Source organism: Alkalimarinus coralli (assembly GCF_023650515.1).
GTDB lineage: Bacteria > Pseudomonadota > Gammaproteobacteria > Pseudomonadales > Oleiphilaceae > Alkalimarinus > Alkalimarinus coralli.
In genome coordinates this window covers 1846105-1863465 of record NZ_CP096016.1, presented here as the reverse complement: position 1 = coordinate 1863465, position 17361 = coordinate 1846105, and the positions used below count along the sequence as shown (strand labels likewise).

At 45.2% G+C, this 17361-nt stretch carries 16 protein-coding genes and 3 tRNA genes; 11 read left to right on the top strand and 8 right to left on the bottom strand.

Annotated elements, in window-relative coordinates; genetic code table 11:
* Positions 1-14 precede the first annotated feature (14 nt).
* The 8 genes from pgsA to MY523_RS08245 all read left to right on the top strand — a co-directional run bounded on the left by pgsA (position 15) and on the right by MY523_RS08245 (position 4260).
* The gene (pgsA, locus tag MY523_RS08280) at positions 15-569 is read left to right on the top strand and encodes a CDP-diacylglycerol--glycerol-3-phosphate 3-phosphatidyltransferase (protein WP_250658311.1); all 555 of its coding nucleotides are present in this window, start codon (positions 15-17) and stop codon (positions 567-569) included.
* 83 nt (positions 570-652) lie between these two features.
* A tRNA-Gly gene (locus MY523_RS08275) sits at positions 653-728 on the top strand.
* Between the two features lie 81 nt (positions 729-809).
* A tRNA-Cys gene (locus MY523_RS08270) sits at positions 810-883 on the top strand.
* A gap of 46 nt (positions 884-929) precedes the next feature.
* Positions 930-1016 (top strand) — tRNA-Leu (locus tag MY523_RS08265).
* A gap of 218 nt (positions 1017-1234) precedes the next feature.
* Entirely contained in the window at positions 1235-2344 is a 1110-nt protein-coding gene (locus MY523_RS08260; protein ID WP_250658793.1) for a PrnB family protein, read from the top strand.
* 44 nt (positions 2345-2388) lie between these two features.
* Positions 2389-2787 (top strand): DUF4345 domain-containing protein, encoded by a 399-nt coding sequence (locus MY523_RS08255; protein WP_250658310.1) that lies wholly within the window; start codon positions 2389-2391, stop codon positions 2785-2787.
* 176 nt (positions 2788-2963) lie between these two features.
* Positions 2964-3761: a hypothetical protein gene (locus MY523_RS08250; protein WP_250658309.1), complete on the top strand. Its 798-nt coding sequence runs from the start codon at positions 2964-2966 to the stop codon at positions 3759-3761.
* On the top strand, positions 3754-4260 hold the full coding sequence (locus MY523_RS08245) for a YgjP-like metallopeptidase domain-containing protein (RefSeq protein WP_250658308.1): 507 nt from the start codon (positions 3754-3756) through the stop codon (positions 4258-4260). Before MY523_RS08250 ends, MY523_RS08245 begins: the two co-directional genes overlap by 8 nt.
* A gap of 12 nt (positions 4261-4272) precedes the next feature.
* Here MY523_RS08245 and MY523_RS08240 read toward each other — a convergent pair whose 3' ends face one another.
* From MY523_RS08240 to MY523_RS08205, 8 genes are all read right to left on the bottom strand, one after another.
* A complete protein-coding gene (locus tag MY523_RS08240; protein ID WP_250658307.1) occupies positions 4273-5310 on the bottom strand; it encodes a DUF2860 family protein in 1038 nt (345 codons plus the stop codon).
* Positions 5311-5685: 375 nt separating this feature from the next.
* A complete protein-coding gene (gene menE, locus MY523_RS08235) occupies positions 5686-7128 on the bottom strand; it encodes an o-succinylbenzoate--CoA ligase (RefSeq protein ID WP_250658306.1) in 1443 nt (480 codons plus the stop codon).
* A complete protein-coding gene (menC, locus tag MY523_RS08230) occupies positions 7118-8125 on the bottom strand; it encodes an o-succinylbenzoate synthase (RefSeq protein WP_250658305.1) in 1008 nt (335 codons plus the stop codon). Before menC ends, menE begins: the two co-directional genes overlap by 11 nt.
* Positions 8122-8973, bottom strand: a complete 852-nt coding sequence (menB, locus tag MY523_RS08225; protein ID WP_250658304.1) for a 1,4-dihydroxy-2-naphthoyl-CoA synthase — start codon at positions 8971-8973, stop codon at positions 8122-8124. The genes menC and menB overlap by 4 nt, the downstream gene beginning before the upstream one ends.
* Positions 8970-9812, bottom strand: a complete 843-nt coding sequence (gene menH / locus MY523_RS08220) for a 2-succinyl-6-hydroxy-2,4-cyclohexadiene-1-carboxylate synthase (protein ID WP_250658303.1) — start codon at positions 9810-9812, stop codon at positions 8970-8972. The genes menB and menH overlap by 4 nt, the downstream gene beginning before the upstream one ends.
* The gene (menD, locus tag MY523_RS08215; RefSeq protein WP_250658302.1) at positions 9806-11560 is read right to left on the bottom strand and encodes a 2-succinyl-5-enolpyruvyl-6-hydroxy-3-cyclohexene-1-carboxylic-acid synthase; all 1755 of its coding nucleotides are present in this window, start codon (positions 11558-11560) and stop codon (positions 9806-9808) included. Before menD ends, menH begins: the two co-directional genes overlap by 7 nt.
* Positions 11557-12948 (bottom strand): isochorismate synthase, encoded by a 1392-nt coding sequence (locus tag MY523_RS08210; protein WP_250658301.1) that lies wholly within the window; start codon positions 12946-12948, stop codon positions 11557-11559. Before MY523_RS08210 ends, menD begins: the two co-directional genes overlap by 4 nt.
* A gap of 144 nt (positions 12949-13092) precedes the next feature.
* Positions 13093-13995 carry a LysR family transcriptional regulator gene (locus MY523_RS08205; RefSeq protein WP_250658300.1) on the bottom strand — a complete coding sequence of 301 codons (903 nt, stop codon included), beginning with the start codon at positions 13993-13995 and terminating at the stop codon, positions 13093-13095.
* A 165-nt stretch (positions 13996-14160) separates the two neighbouring features.
* On the opposite strand from MY523_RS08205, the gene MY523_RS08200 reads away from it, so the two are divergent.
* The 3 genes from MY523_RS08200 to MY523_RS08190 all read left to right on the top strand — a co-directional run bounded on the left by MY523_RS08200 (position 14161) and on the right by MY523_RS08190 (position 17352).
* Complete coding sequence (locus MY523_RS08200; RefSeq protein ID WP_250658299.1) at positions 14161-14859, top strand: type 1 glutamine amidotransferase domain-containing protein; 699 nt, start codon at positions 14161-14163, stop codon at positions 14857-14859.
* A gap of 73 nt (positions 14860-14932) precedes the next feature.
* On the top strand, positions 14933-16090 hold the full coding sequence (locus tag MY523_RS08195) for an iron-containing alcohol dehydrogenase (RefSeq protein WP_250658298.1): 1158 nt from the start codon (positions 14933-14935) through the stop codon (positions 16088-16090).
* A 272-nt stretch (positions 16091-16362) separates the two neighbouring features.
* A complete protein-coding gene (locus tag MY523_RS08190) occupies positions 16363-17352 on the top strand; it encodes a lipase family alpha/beta hydrolase (protein ID WP_250658297.1) in 990 nt (329 codons plus the stop codon).
* Positions 17353-17361: the final 9 nt, after the last annotated feature.

Sequence of the window (17361 nt, the reverse complement as noted above, 5' to 3'; positions counted from 1 at the left end):
GACGCTTTTTATTTATGACTTTGCCTAATATCTTAACTATATCCAGAATCATATTAATTCCGGTTTTTGTTCTTGCTTTTTACGTACCGAGTGAATCTCATCGAATCATTGCGACGGGCGTTTTCTTTCTGGCAGGTTTTACTGACTGGCTAGATGGCTACATTGCCAGAAAGATGAACCAGTCTACTCGCTTTGGCGCATTTCTCGACCCCGTGGCTGATAAGTTAATGGTTGCTGTTGCATTAACGATGATTGTTGAAGACTTTGACTCAATGTGGATTACCATTCCTGCCATTATCATTATCGGGCGTGAAATTGTTATCTCGGCATTGCGCGAATGGATGGCTGAAATGGGGAAGCGGGCCAGTGTCGCGGTATCTTACATTGGTAAGGTTAAAACCGGTGCGCAGATGTGGGCGATATTGCTAATGCTTTTTTCTCCACCGGGCGAAATGGTGGCAAATATAGGTGTTGGTCTATTGTATTTGGCTTCAGTGCTCACTATATGGTCAATGTTTATTTATTTAAAGGCGGCATGGCCTGATTTGACTGAAGAAATGTACAATTAATAGTCAATCACTTACTGTGCGATATTATCTTCATTTTGACGCTTGACACTAAACGTTATTCAAGTAATATATGCGCCACTTAAGCGGGAATAGCTCAGTTGGTAGAGCACAACCTTGCCAAGGTTGGGGTCGCGAGTTCGAATCTCGTTTCCCGCTCCAAATTTTAGAAACCCCGGCAATGCTGGGGTTTTTAGTTATACTACAATCTAGTTTCGCGTAGTAGATCAAAAGCAGCATAAAGGCGCGATAGCAAAGCGGTTATGCACTGGATTGCAAATCCACGTAGGCCGGTTCGACTCCGGCTCGCGCCTCCACATTTTAGAAGCCGAAGCTCATTCGGTTTACATAGCAAAAGCTAAAGCCTGGGTGGTGGAATTGGTAGACACCCGAGACTTAAAATCTCGTGTCCGTAAGGGCGTGCCGGTTCGACCCCGGCTCCAGGCACCATTTATCAAAATAATCTTCATATAACAAACCTCATATACCCTAAAGTGTAAGCATTTTTTCATTGCCTACTTGACTAAATTCGTTCTGATTTGTGCCACTTTTTCTTTTCTGCTGGGCTGCCTATCAATTGCTTTGATGTGTATCTGGCTAAGAAGCTATACTTTCTGTATCCAGGTTATTTTTGTCGTTAGACGAACAGGAGGCCTTAATTGAACGCAATGCAGGACTCTTTTGAAAATAGAGGTTTTCTACCGGCGTCAGATCCATTAACACACTTTAGTCCGGAAAGTGAATTTAGTGTTCTGGATGACATTGGGCGTGATTTACCCAGTAGGCTATTAGAGTCAGATTTTCGCCGATATGCCCAGTCGTTAACTATCCCTCAATGGCCTGATAATCTATCCCCCATAGAGCACCTCCCCGAACTTAGACTTTATTTTGTAAGAACATCGTTTCTTGCATCGGCTTATATTAATCAAGTTGGTCAACCCGCTATTTTTAGTTTACCTGCGAATATTGCTGTGCCTTTAACAAAGGTAGCGGAAGTCTTAGCGATACCGCCCATTTTAAATTATGCAGGGTACGCTCTTTACAATTGGAAACGTTTTGATCAAACCCGAGATATTGTCTTGGGAAATATCGATACCATCCAAAATTTTGTCCATTTATATGATGAGCACTGGTTTATTTTGGTTCATGTAGAGATAGAGTCGCAAGCGGCTGCCTTGTTGGCAGCAGTTGAACGTTTTGTTCAAGAGATTAGAGTGTCCGGAAAGCTGCCGGTTGAGGTGATAAATACTCAATTGAAAAAAATTGCTGACTGTTTGGTAGAGCAGTTGCGGGTATTGAAGCGCATTCCCGAAAGAATGTCTCCAGAGCTGTATTTTAAAACCTTTCGACCTTATATAAGGTTTTTTGAAAATGTCGAATATGAGGGAGTCGGGCGTCAGGCGATGAGTTATCGTGGAGAGACGGGGGCGCAGAGTTCAATTATGCCAGTGCTGGTACAGTTATTAAAAATTGACCATAAGCCGTCAGCACTAGTAGATCACTTACGTGAAATCCGCCAATACATGCCTCAAAGCCACAGGGATTTTATAACGAGCACTTCACTTTTACCTGACTTGAAGCCACTTGCGGCACCTGAACTGTTTGATCAGGTCTTAGAGCTGATGGCCCAGTTTAGGGAGGTGCATTTTGAATGGGCATCCGAATACATTAATAAGCACGTGAAAGATCCTAGGGGGACCGGAGGAACGCCATATATGCATTGGCTAAGGCAATTGATAGATGAAACCCGCGACCATAAAAATTTTAAGAAACGTTGAGCTTTCCCCTCTGGCTATATATTTTGAGACAACGGAAATCATATATGGCAAATTATCATCATATTATTTTGTATATAGCGCTAATCTTCTTAGGGGGAAGCCTGTTGGTTCCTGGGTTGATGTCTATCCTTTCTCCTATATGGGAAGGAACCCCCTTAACGATAGGGGTAGATGTTAGAAACCAAATGCGGGCTTTAAATGGGATGGTGACGGCGGTGGGGGCAATATCATTCTGGTGTTGTTTTAACCTCCAAGACAAGCGTCAACTGGTGCGGGCGTTAGGATTGATATTACTATTTGCCGGGTTGGCGAAAGTATATTCAATGCTTGTGGATGGCGTGCCTGGACTTTACTCAAGTATCTATTTAATTGCAGAATTTAGCTTGGCTTTTCTGTTTTTAGTATGGCCACCGAAAGGAGAGGCGCATACAGGCAGGCTTTAGAATCGTTACTCTGGCCCTAGCTATACAAGGCTATTAAAAGCTGATTGAAATATGCGCGTAAGAGAGCCAAATATGCTACAAATCTTTTTGGTTATTACAGCAGCACGCTATTTGCTTTTTCGACCTGATATACTCGACAAACTATAACCCATTCTACAAATTAGTTTAGACCAATTATGCTAAGCCTCTTTAAGTTTAAACCATTGATAGATACTTCCAGTGCTGACTGGATATTTGATGCCTATGAATGGGCTTTAACTCATTTTGATAGTGGTGAGTTTTTTACTCGCAGCAAGCTTGTACAGCCTACTAATCAGTATTTCGCTGGCAGCGTTGCCAGTATCCATGAAATGGCTGAAACGGTATTTAAACACACCGTTAACTATGCAGGCGTGGCTCATTGGCCTTTTCTGTTACAGTCGCCGGATGTTTATCAATACAAGCCGTCTGCACAACTATTTCAAGATGGCTGTGCTGATGTTCCGAGGAATTCGTCATCTCAAATAGCGCCAGTTATTGCGAACGCTGAACCTCTTTTTATAACCTATAACCCTCAGCAGACCCTTAAGCCAGAAGACCTTTCAGCCAGCTTTGCTCATCTTATTGCTCAGTATCTTGTTATACAGTCTCAGCAGTTTCCACCCGGAGGCGCTGACTACTTTGCTGAGGGTACCGAGGTATTGGCCATTTTTATGGGCTTCGGGGTGATGTTTGCCAATTCTGCTTATACTTTTCGTGGTGGGTGCGGAAGCTGTTACAACGGACAGTCTAATCGACAGGCGACCTTATCCGAGAGTGAAGTAATATTCTCAATGGCGCTCTATTGCAGACTGAAAAATATTTCAGGCACTATTGCTACCGGTCATTTGAAAAAGCACTTAAGAAGCAGTTATAAACGAGCACTAAGGCAGATTGATAGCCACCCGGAAAGGCTGGATGGGTTGCTAAAACTAAGGCATAAAGCGCGTGACTAAACATTTAAAATACCTGTCTGGATATCCTGAAACGATCGTGCTTCAGGCTGAGCGGCTGATTGATGAGGATAGGCTAGGGGCGTTTTTGCTGAAGAGATATCCGGAGTCTCACCACATTCGTACTGATAAAGCGCTCTATAGCTATGTGCTGGATATAAAAAATGACTACTTAAAAAAATCTCAGCCGTTAAGCAAGGTTGTTTACGATGACAAAATTAATGTGATTAATCATGCATTAGGCCTACATACTTTTGTGTCAAGAGTACAGGGGAGTAAGCTCAAGGCTAAGAATGAAATTAGAGTTGCATCCGTATTTAAGAACACACCAGAACCGTTTTTGAGAATGATCGCCGTTCATGAGTTGGCGCACTTAAAAGAGAAAGAGCACAACAAGGCTTTTTATAAGCTATGCAGGCATATGGAGCCGAGCTATCACCAGCTTGAGTTAGATATGAGGCTATATCTGACTCATATGGATCTTATCGGTCGGCTCTATTAGTGGGTGATTTTTTTAGCGCCACTGATAAGCGGCACCAATCCCTATCCCGAGACCGCTGCTGTTGTAAAAAGAGATATTAGAGTCTGTCTCTCCCCAAAAGCCAATGGCTAATAAGCTCCAGTTTTCCCAATTAAAGGGTTTTTGGTATTTGTATAAAGCAAAGAGTGAGTGTCGGTTGTTCTTTTCGCGCTTATCGAATATGGGGTTGTCTACGTCTGCCTCTAGTCGACCGTACAGGGCCGTCCCTGTTAAGAGGTGGCGAGCTTGCTGATATACGACTTGAAGCCTAACAGCGTACTCATCTGAACTATTGGCGTCACCCTTCGCTTCGGCGCGGGTATATAGCAGGCCTGGCTTTAGCATTAGGTTTGAGGTTATTGGCACTAGACGATCTACACTCAGACGCTGAAAGAAAACGTCTCTATGCAATAGTTGACGATCAGCATCAGTAAGGAAACTCAGGCTATTGCCGCTTAATTCATCCTCAATGTCGCTATCGGCGAATGCGTATTGCACATCAAACAGGCTTCCAGCAATGTTGCTCAGCTCTATGCGGCCGCCTTGTGCAACTTCTTCTGTCTCTTCTCGTTGCTGCCCGGTTACGTAAGGATCTTTCCACGTATCACCAATAATGGGAAGTTCGGGGAAATAGGCAACGGTAAGTTGTGAGTGGTCTTCGAACTGATGTGTTACACCTAACTCAATTTGTACTTCACCTTTAGCAACATTTTCTCTGCTATTACCCAGGAAAAACTGCGTTTTCAGGCTGTCCAGCGTATAGTCCAGTCGAGCAAGAGGGATAACGGTTGCCTGCTCTATTTCTTGACCGGAGTTGTTTAAGTCATCGGTTACTCTATTTTCACTATCAACGTTAAATTGGGACTGCGATTTTGAGTAGCCCGCTGCGATGGCAATGTCAGCTCCCCAGCCCGGTTGTGTTGCTAATGGACGAGCTGATAGTGTGTTGTGAGTTAACAGTAATCCTGTCGTGACTAAACCACAAAATAGACGTAAATGGCGGGTCGGCCTTGTCGATTGAGAAAGCTGCATGAAATTACCTATTGGCAGGTTAAGAATGTGTTGTACTTAAGTTGATAATAAAGACAGCAATATGAAAAAGCCAACCCAACATTAGATATTTGTGAAGAGACCTTTTCACTAATCTTCACTCGCTACCGGTGCGCCACGCGCACCAGTACCAGCAAGTAAATTATTGATAGGGGCTCTCCACGCCTCTATTAGTTTACATCTCCTAAGTAAACAAAGCCTGCGCTGTGATAGTGGAGGGCGCACACTGAACGATCTATAGAAGGAATTGCTAACGCTTAAAGCAATAGGCTTGAAACGGATAACAGCATAGAACTTATCTCAGCGAGTAACCTGACTTGAGTGTGTTTTATTCTCGTGGCCTTGTGTTGAGGGCGTTCAAAATTCTGTGCTGGCTGCAACCTCTTTAAGTTCAGCACGATTTGGCTTTATGCCTTGATTAAACCTCCATGCGTAAACTTCTTTTGGTATCATAAAGTTTGGCAGCTGCTGTCTCAGCAACCCTTGAAGCCGTCCCGTATTGAGTTGACGGTCGCTGTCAATAAACGCAACGGGAACGAACCCAAACTCTGGGTCTTTTTTGGCCACAACAATACACTGGTTGATACCCTCCAGTTGGTTGATAAAACATTCAATTTCTTCGGGCTGAATATTTTCACCACCGCTGATAAACTGACAGTCTTTTCGCCCCACTATCTTGAGCCTGCTATCGCTAAGTTCTGCTATGTCCTTTGTTGAAAACCACCCTTGATCATTCAACGGCAGTCTCAGCATTCCTTTGTCATAATATCCTTGAAATAGCGTAGGACCCCGAACAAGTATTTCACCATGGTTACTTAACGATAGTTCGCGGTACGGAAGAGTCGTGCCAAATCCATTTGGATCGTGGGTAAACACCTGAGAGGCCATTTCGGTTAGGCCATAGGTATGCCAGCAATTAATGTGCACTCTTTTGGCTTGATCTAACAGCGTATGATCAACGGGGCCACCACCTACCAACACATGTTTAAGCGTGGATGCCCCTGAATTTTGGTTGAGAAAGCGTTTTAGCTGAGTATTGACCATTGATGCATGTGTGATGCGGAATCTTGCGATATTGCTTGGTAGATCGTTGCCATCAGGTAGAACCATGGTAGCACCAGCCATTAAACAGCGGAAAATAATCGCTATACCACTGATATGGAATATGGGCAGCGATATCAAATTGCGGTCACCGGGCTTGAGCGGAACCAATGTATTGGCACCCAGGGCACTAAAATAATGCTGTTGGTAGCCAAATACGGCGGATCTAGGTGTGCCACTTGACCCTGACGTCAGTATGATGTTGCAGGGAGCGTCTGACGAATAGTATATCCTGTTGCCATCTTGTGCCGATGACCTAAACTCCAAATGGCACTTAATTGATGACTGCGTGATATGGTTGCCCTGATCACAATGTTCGCTATCAAGACAGATTAACCACTCTGAATCTAACTGAGTTCTAACCCTGCGTTTTAGAGCCTGAGGAAACTTATAATTGACAGGGCAGGCGACAGCACCAATACGTATAAGGGATAGTATAGATATAACTAATTCAATGCTTGAGGGAATTGCAATGATAACTCGACAGCTTTTGCGAATACCTTTCTGGATAAAAAACGCTGATAGCCTCTGTACTCGAGCTTCAAGCTCACAATATGTAAGCTGCTGATCCTGTGTGATAATCGCTACTTTATTTTTATATCGAATCGATGCCTGATCAAGCAGGCAGGGAAGCATCAGTAAGGGCTCCCGGTTCTCCGTAGCTCGCTTTTGTTTTGCTGTCACAGGCTTAGTATTCATAGTCAGCTACCTTAACCATTGCGGACTCAGGTGCGAGTGGCAGGTTAATTAACGTGGTAGGGAGGGATAAGGGCTCGATAAGATCATACTGATAGTTGCGATAGGTGTCCAAACCCGGTGGTGATTGAGGTGTGTAGCGCAGCGCGAGAGCGTACAGAAAGTTCAGTGTGAGACTGCTCTCGTAGGATGCGCTAATAACAGACTGGATGCCAAGGCGGTCTGCATCATTAATCAAATTGATAGACCTCTGTAGCCCAATTAGTGTTGGTTTTATCACCAGCGCGCCTAACCCCCGAATACGCTTAACCGGGAATGTCGACTGTTGTAGTTGTTCATCAAATGCAAAAGGTACGCTGATTTTTTTATGCCAATCGCTGTAGTCGTTGCTATTTGCCAGCGGCTCTTCAATAAAGGATATCTGTTTTAAGGGGATTTTCGAGAGAAAGTACTCGGCTTGATCGAGCGACCAGGACTGGTTGGCATCTAAGCGAATATCTTTGGTGCCGTTGAGCTCTTTTATAATTTGGTTGACGCTTACGATATCTTGTTCGAGGCTATGTCTACCGACTTTAATTTTGACGATAGGGTTCAACTCATAGCGCTTGGCGTCATAGGGCGCTTCATCAATCAGCCCCACTATTGATAGCGTACCTGGTTGTTGCGGAAGCGGACTGAATAGCTTTGTCAGCCCCATTTCTAAACCAAACTTAACAGAGGGGTATAATCGGTTGCTTAATCGATCTGTTAAGTGCGACTGTCGCGCGTTATTCGCAAGACCAATAAAACCTTCCGCAAGCAGACCCAGAAGTTGCGCCTGTGCTCCCATTAGTGATTCGTGACTAAAGCCGGGAAGAGGGCTCACTTCGCTCCATGCACTACCACCGTCATGGTGCCACTGGAGGATGAGCCCTGAACGCTCAGATTGTTGCCCATGAATGGTGATAATGGGTTTGTTTAACGGCAGAAGATAGCGCCAGACACTGATGCGTTGAATCATGGCTGGCGTTTAAACTTACCAAAATCAGGCGGCCTTTTCTCAAGATAGGCATCGCGGCCTTCTTGTCCTTCTTCCGTCATATAAAACATCATGGTCGCGTTTCCGGCAAGCTCCTGAAGCCCGGCCTGCCCATCAGTATCCGCGTTAAAAGCGGATTTCAGACAACGTAATGCAAGAGGCGAGTGCTGGAGTATTTGCAAGCACCAGTCTACAGTCTCTTTTTCCAGTTCCGGTAAAGGCACCACGTGATTAACCAACCCCATATCGAGTGCTTTATCGGCACTATATTGACGGCATAAAAACCATATTTCTCTGGCTTTTTTCTGGCCTACCACTCGGGCGAGATAGCTCGCTCCAAACCCGCCGTCAAAGGAGCCCACCTTCGGGCCTGTTTGCCCAAAAATAGCATTGTCAGCTGCGATCGTTAGGTCACAAACCAAGTGAAGTACGTGTCCTCCTCCAATTGCATATCCCGCCACCATTGCTACGACGGGTTTAGGGCATGATCGAATCGCTTTTTGAAGATCCAGCACGTTGAGGTGATGGGTGCCGTTGCTGTCTTTATAGCCTGCATCTCCACGAACCCTTTGATCGCCACCTGAGCAAAAGGCGAGATCACCCTCACCGGTAAAGATAATAACGCCTATCGTTTCATCGAACTTGGCGTCAGCTAAAGCGTGTTGAATTTCCATCACGGTTTGAGGGCGAAATGCGTTGCGCACTTCGGGCCGATTGATGGTTATTTTGGCAATGCCCTGCGCCTTATGATAGTAAATGTCTTCGTATGAGCCGGAATGGTCAAGCCAGTCGAGAGCTGGAATAACGCTTGAGTATGCTGGGTTGTTCATGAATACCTTCTTAAACCGTTCGTTGTTAGGTGGTCGCTGATTACATCTATGAAATGTTGTGGTTGGTCAATGTGACAGTTATGAGCAGCATTGCTAATAATTGCGTGTCGCAAGCTAGGGTTGATATTGTTTAACTGACGACCAATTTCTGTGAACTTGGCATCGTATTCTCCGCTTATATAGCATAGTGGTTTGCGCCATTGAGAAAGAAAGCGCCAATAGGGAGGTTGCAACCCCAGCCCAAATTCGGTGAGCGCTTTGGCTAACGGTATGGCTGACTGATTCAGATGTGCTTTTACCAGTGATCTCTGTTGGTCGGTGCCCTTGGTGCCAAATATGGGCTGCTGGTACCAGTCAGTCAAAACGGTTTCCAGAGGTTCGTATGCAAAGCGCTTCGCCCAGGCGTGATCCGAAAGGCCCCTTTCTTTTCGGCTCTCAACAGATTCTAAGCCAGGGTTTGCAGACTCAAGGCACAAGCTTATCACCTGGTTTGGTTTCTCATACGCCAGCCTCATGGCTAGTCGGCCGCCTAAAGAGTAACCCACTAAATGAAAGGGTTTACTGCTTGCTTGTATTATTCTTGTGTACATTCGCTCCAAACTATCTTCGGATGGCCAGTCGTTATGCTGTTCTTGCTGGTCTCCATGGCCTGGCAAGTCAACAGTAATACAATAGAAGGTTTCTCTTAGCGTCTCCACAACCTGCTGCCACTCTTCACGGTTCCCCAAAAAACCGTGGATAAAAACAACTGCGGGGTTGTTGCGATCTCCACGGCATGTAATGCCATTGCTGACTATGTCTTTTAAGTTGTCGCAGGCCGCACTATCAGTAGTTAGCATGGGAGATTCTCAACCTGCTGAATAATCTGTTTGATCTTTGATGTTGCTTGATCACTCGGAACCGCTATCTCAATGAGAGTGCAGTGGTTGTTATCTATCGCCTCTAGATAGCCGAGCTTGAATGACTCCAATGAGTTGGGTTTGACGTAGTTGATGGAAAACATCTGGCAGGCTGCTTCAAAGCTGAGCCCGTGAGGACAGCGAAAAAAAGCCTCTTTGAGGTCTTGTTGATTGTCTATTGGTAACAGGTTAAAAATAGATCCGCCATCGTTGTTGAGTACGATGATGACCAAGGGCGTTGCTATGTTGCGAGCCAGCGAGAGGGAGTTCAAATCATGCAATAGCGAGGTATCACCTATTAGCAGTGTTAGCCCGCGAGGGTGATTAAGTGCGCTTCCAATAGCCGTGGCCAAGACGCCATCGATCCCGCTTGCGCCTCGATTACTATATACCGGGTTACGGTTTGCTGGCGCGGCAAACATATCCATCAGCCTTATAGAGAGGCTATTGCCGACGAATAGGGCCGTTCCAGCAGGCAGGATACAGGAGAGTGTGCGTACTACTGATAGCTCACTAAAGCCGTCTGCCAGTTCTCGGTCTATCCAACAGTCCAGCTTTTTATTGAGCCTCGTTAATATATTTGAAGTGGAGCTGGAGCGGCCTTTGTAGGTCACTTGATTACAGTATTGCTCAATTGGCACCTTAACTTGCAATGCCTTATGGTGCGGGTCAAGTTTCTCGTGGAAGCGACTCACAATTTTATACTCGCCTTTGAAACGGCCGACCCACTGGTTAATACGTTTACTGGTAATTCGTCCGCCAAACTGAATAACCTGCTCGATTGCATTGAGAGGCTCAAATGACGCTTTCGAGGCCATGATGAGGTCTGCGTAATGGAAAATATGTGTGTCACCGTTAAGCCTTAACTGGCTGCTGATATCCGCAACAATAGGCCATCCTGTTGAGCGAGACAGAGCCAGTACTTCATCGCTTTCAGCTTTAGATATTGCGCCTGCGATAATCAATGTGTTGCTACTATGTTTAGGGAATTTAGCGATATCATAATCGACTGACCAGGTTGCGCTAGATAACTGCTCTGCTGCCTGTTTTCTCGCCATCTCATCATACGTGGCGATATAGTCTGAGTAGTCCTGCAAATCGCTGTCACCATACAGTGGCTCGCGAAAAGGGCAGTTAATGTGCACCGGGCCTGGGTCGATACCGCTGACTGCACCGACTGCATACTCCATACACTGGTTTATGCTTTTGACGAGTTGATAGAGTGGAAGGTCTCTAGCGGGCAGATCAAGCTGTTGAAAGTGGGCAACGTTGCCAGAAAATAGTTGTTGCTGGTTAATTGCCTGATTTGCACCACAGCCTAATAACTCTGGTGGTCTGTCGGCAGATAAAATGATCAGTGGTGTTTGTGTTTGATAGCTCTCTATAACCGCCGGGTGCAAGTTTGCGACTGCGGTGCCTGAGGTGGTAATTATCGCGACCGGTGTCTGTGTACTTTTGCTAATGCCTAGCGCATAAAACCCTAACCCACGTTCATCAAAATGAGTATGCAACTCAATATTTTTTTGATCGCTTTCCAGGTATTGCGATTTCAGTGCGGTTAATGCCAATGTTAGGGGGGCGCTTCTGGAGCCTGGCGCAATACAGAAGTGATAAACCCCACGGGTTATCAACGTGTTAACTATAAAATGTGCCCATAAATTGGTGATGTGCGTGATCTGTTGAATCATATATTTAGCAGGCCCAGTACTGTGCGAATCTTGGCGTCTAGTTCATCCCACTCGCTTTGTGGCTCAGACCCGGCAACAATGCCCACACCGGAGTAGCAGTATAGAGTCTTTTGACTAATCATCAGTGAACGAATGGATACACAAAGTTCGGTGCGTTGTTCCGACACCGTTCCGACTGCGCCCGCATACCAACCGCGAGCATGGTCTGATTGGCTGTTGATTAATGCCATTGCGTTACTAAGGGGAACACCGCAGACTGCGGGTGTTGGGTGAAGGGTGTTAACAATCTCAGGGTCGTCTATGCCGTGTTTTAGGTCCGCTTCAAACGAGCGGCTTAGATGTTGAATATTACTCAGTTTAAGCACCGATGAACTGGTCTGCGGTATAGATTGATTTGAAAAGCCGCTTAATACACTTTGGATATAGTCGACGACTAAACGATGTTCGTTCTGTATTTTGGGGTCAGACAGTAGTTCTCTTTCGTACGCCTGTTCTTCCTCAAGGGATTCGCCTCTGTTAACTGTTCCTGCTATTGCCTCAGTCCATATATGGTCGTGCTCCCTGATAAACAGGCGTTCGGGAGAGTTTCCGACAAATGTGCCCCGTTCAGATTGTAAGCTGAACTGATATCCTTGGCCGCTTGCGTGTTGCCACTTGCTAAGTAAAGCAGGGCCAGAAACAGGGGAAGAGAGCGTTATCTTTGTCTCTCTACTTAATACCACTTTTTCAACGTTTGCTGCATCTATCTGCTCTAGTGCATTAGATACGGTAATGTCCCATTGAACTTTATTCGGGGTGTGATGAATGGAGCGAACATGCAATGACGTCTGAGCGGCATCGTTTGAGAGTGAGAGAAACTTGAGGGCTTTTAAGTCTGCTATCAATTGCGCGCGAATAAAGCGGATAGACTCAGTGTTGTCAGGCACAATATTGACCGCTAACCAGTATCGACCTCTTCTGCATGAAACCTCAATGCGAGGGAGTATAAACTCGGCAAAAGGGTACTCTTGCCAATTCTTAGTCAGGCTCTGGTTATTAAACGCTATTCCGCCTAGAAATACTGCACGGCTGCCCTTTGTAAGCTGGTTAATCCGCTTAAACAAGGGTGATAGCTCAGTGCGACTGTTTGCGCTAAGGGTTAATGACGACCCAATAGCGGCCAATGAGAGACTGTTGGCCCGGTTTGACCAGTAGTTCTTAACTAAACCTTCATTTTGTTCAAGCCATGACAGCAATGATATCTCAGGAATCTCACATTCAATACGCGTAAGAATGCCGGGCTCAATAAAGGAGCGTTTTAGCTGCAAACAAAGCCTATCAATTGATCTGTCAAACAAACAATCAACAGGCGTTTTTGTTTTAGCCGGGTCTAGTAGGCGTAAGGTCATTTTTATGAGTTGCTAGCAGCAAAATCCATTTATCGTTACGGTTGAACAGTGGTTAGCGCACTTTAAAACAGGTTATAAGCATATAGCATAATAAATATATCTTCGATTATAAAAGCCATTTTACTCACTTAATATTGCAGTAAGTCATGCAAGCGACGCTTTTCGAAAAAAGTCTTTAAAGTGATCTATTAGCAAACGTAGCTTTTTGGAACTGGATGCGCCGGGAGGAAATACGCCATATATCTCAATATTGGGTAAATCGTAATCATCCAAAATGGTTTCAAGCGTTCCATTTGAGATTTTGGGCAAGGCATCGTACACCGGGATTCGGCCCAGGCCGTGACCACCTTCGACAAATGCAGTTCTGGCCGCGGCATTGTTGGTACTAATTGAGCCTTGGATTTTCACATCGTAGCTTCGAGAACCTTTACTCATCTTTAACGTGCCGGAAGTCAATTTGTATATTACCCAGGTGTGCCTATCAAGGTCTGATGGCGTTTTGGGCCTTCCATGTTTTTTTAAATAGGAAGGGGCACCACATAAACAGGTTTTAAGTGTAGACAGTTTGCTGGCCTGCAACCCTGAGTCGGGTAGAGGGGCGCCTCGTATTGCCAGGTCAATGCCTTCCTGAATGATGTTGACGACTTCATCTGTCAAGATCAGGTCTAATTCTATTTTTGGAAAGCGTGTCTTGAACTCGTTAAGCGCGGGTACGATGGTTTGCAAGCCAATATTGACAGGACAGGTGACTTTTAATGTGCCTTGAGGCTCACGTTTAAGGTTTTCTATTTGCTGGTTGGCAGCTTCGGCTTCGCTTGCGATAACCCTGCATCGTTTATAGTAATCATGCCCAGGTTCGGTGAGTTTGATACTTCGGGTTGACCGATTGAGGAGTGTTACCCCCAGCTGCGTTTCGAGCTTCTTTATATGATAGCTGACAACGGCCCTTGATAGTCCAATGTGTTTGGCCGCTGCAGATAGGCTTCCTTGTTCTACAACTTGGGCAAATACCACCATGCTTTTTAATTGTTCAAACGAAATATCCACGCAGGTATCTCCTCGATAAGCGCCAATTACGTTAACAGTTAGTCCTGCAAGAAATAATTGTATCAAAAAGTTAAACAATTATTTCAAATTCTTGTGCATTGTTAGAATCCTGTTTTATGCATAGACTAGTTTTCGTGAATACAAACTGAGTAATAGGAGATTATTATGGAATCCAAACAAGCTCGCATACTAATGGTGCTAACATCCCACGATCAGCTAGGTGATACGGGCGATAAAACCGGATTCTGGGTTGAGGAGTTTGCCGCCCCCTATTACGTATTTAAAGATGCGGGTGCCGAGGTGGTTGTAGTGACGCCTGCGGGAGGGAAAGCTCCGATTGATCCAAAGAGTGAGTCGGCTGATGCTCAAACTGAGGCAACAGAGAGATATTATAAAGATAGTGACGCACAAGCATTGATTCAAAACACTGCGAAATTATCGGCGGTAAGTATGGATGATTATGACGCGGTCTTTTACCCTGGAGGTCATGGCCCGTTGTGGGACTTAACAGATAACCAGGAGTCAATACGGCTAATAAGCGACTTTGTAAAAAGTAACAAACCCGTATCAGCGGTATGTCATGCCACAGCTGCATTTTTGAATGTTAAAGATGAAGGCGGCAGTTATCTGATTGACGGCATAGCGGTAACAGGATTTTCCAATTCAGAAGAAGCGGCGGTTGGGCTGACTGAAGTCGTGCCATTTCTTTTGGAAGATGAGTTAAAAAAACGGGGGGCTAACTACCAACGAGGTGATGACTGGAGCGCATTTGCGTTGCAAGATGGTCTGATTATTAGTGGCCAAAACCCGGCATCGTCGGCATTAGTCGCCGAAAAATTATTGGACAAGATAGCTAAGCGATAGCGATCAATCAAGGCGGACTTGATACGGCTTTATGCCACTCATGGCTTTATAAGGATACTGTTAGGAAATAACTATGTTAAATTTCACATTTCATAACCCAACTAAAATTTATTTTGGCGAAGGTCAACTGAGTTCCATTGCTAAGGAAATCCCTGCAAACGCAAGTGTACTTGTTACTTATGGCGGCGGGTCAATAAAAAGTAATGGCGTGTATGAACAGGTCTCTAAAGCACTTGAAGGCCATAAGTGGTGTGAGTTTTCAGGGATTGAGCCAAACCCGAATTACGATACGCTCATTAAAGCGTTAGACCTTATCAAAGAACACAAAGTAGATTTCTTGTTGGCCGTTGGCGGCGGTTCAGTTGTCGATGGTACGAAGTTTATTGCAGCTGCGGCTATGTATGAGACCGGTGACCCTTGGGATATCGTTGCAAAACAGGTAAAAATCACCAAAGCACTTCCTATTGGCGCTGTACTTACGTTGCCAGCAACGGGGTCGGAAACAAATACTGGAGCTGTGGTAACACGAGAGGGTAACAAACTACCTTTTGCAAGCCCTTTGGTCAGGCCTCTTTTTGCGGTGCTGGACCCTTCCGTCACCTTGTCACTGTCTGACCGGCAGATTAGCAACGGCGTTGTGGACGCGTTCGTTCATACAATGGAGCAGTATTTGACCTACTCGGTCGACGCAAAAGTGCAGGACAGAATTTCTGAAGGGTTGTTACTAACACTAATTGAAGAAGGGCCGAAGGCGCTCTCTGAAGAGTTAAAAAGTGACCTGAATGTACGGTCAAACATTATGTGGTCTGCAACACTGGCGTTGAATGGGCTAATCGGAGCAGGGGTTCCTCAAGACTGGGCAACCCATATGATTGGGCATGAGTTAACCGGCGCGTATGGTGTTGATCATGCTAGAACGTTGTCTATTGTATTGCCTGCTGTTATGAAGGTTCGAAGAGAGGCCAAAAAAGAGAAGCTTCTGCAGTATGCTGATCGTGTCTGGGGCATAAATGAGGGTAGCGAGAGCGAGCGGATTGATAACGCTATTGCTCAAACCGAATCATTTTTCCGCCAAATGAACGTTCCGACCCGGCTGTCTGATGTGGGGGTGGAAGGGACTGATCTGGAAAACATTGTCGCTAAGTTAACAGAACATGGAATGGTTGCACTGGGTGAGTATAAAGATATTACTCCAGAGGTCAGCCTTGAGATTCTTAAAGCCGCGCTATAGAAGGCGCACCACCATGCATGGCTTGTAAACCCGGTTGTGCATGGTGGCTTCGTCTATATTCAATTGGCAGGCATGGTGGAACTCAAGCTGTCTGAATTGTAGTGTAAAAAGTATATCAACGTCACAAAATATGTGATCAATATTTTATCTGCGATATAATTACTGATAGTGTACAAATGTACATTTATTCTGTTGGCTTAATATCTGTGTAAATGTGTTAGATAAAGCGTTTCTGATATGAGCCCCAATTGTGTTGTATGGCGGACTGAATTATGCTGGCTTTGCTTTTCTTGGTAATCGTTTCCGTAGGGTCATTTTTTTTAGGCTCGCTTGGAGTGTACCTTTATGATGAAAAGGTACCGCTCTACTTCATTCCGTTGATTCTGTTCTCATTTATTATTCTTATTCATGTTGTTATCTTCAGCTATATTTTTGCAATTGCGTGGTTTGCGCGATCACACCGACCCGAAGATATGCGTATTCAATTTAAAGAAACATTGCGCCTCGTGTTTGGTGAAATTTCCTTTTCTATGGTGTTGTACCTGTTCTTAACACCTTTGGCAGCATTTCAATGGTTAAAAGAGCATCTGCAAAGTAATAAAGGAAGTCATGATGATGTACCTGTTTTACTTGTACATGGTTTTTTCTGCAACTCAGCCTTCTGGGTGCCGATGAAGCGCTACTTAAGTAAAAGAGGGTTTACCCGTACGTATAGTGTGACATTGGACCCACCCTTGTTTGGCGATATAGAAAAATTCTCAAATAAACTTGCTAAAAGAGTTGAACAGATCTGCTCAGAGACAAAGACTGAAAAAGTCGTGATTGTTGCTCATAGCATGGGGGGGCTGGTTTCCCGCAACTATATATACAACAGGGGAGGTGATAAGCGTGTTGAAAAACTCATTACACTGGGTACACCTCATCATGGCACCACAATTGCCGATACCGTTTTCTTTTTGGGCCGACACCTCAGACAGATGAAGCGCTGGTCAAACAAATGGTTGGCCAACCTGAATCTGCATGAGGGGCAGACCGCATTGGTGCCAACGGTTTCAATATTTAGCTATCACGATAGCATAGTTTCACCACAAGACAGCCCGATACTAAAGCATGCGCGGAACATTCCTCTCAGAGGCGTAGGGCATCTCGAAATGCCTGTTTCGAAGGTGGTTCAAGAGCTGGTATATGAAGAGCTGGTTCCCGCCATTCACAAGCGTACCGAAATAGGCGAAGACGTTAGCCAGCTATGTCAAGGAAGCTGAGCGTTTAAA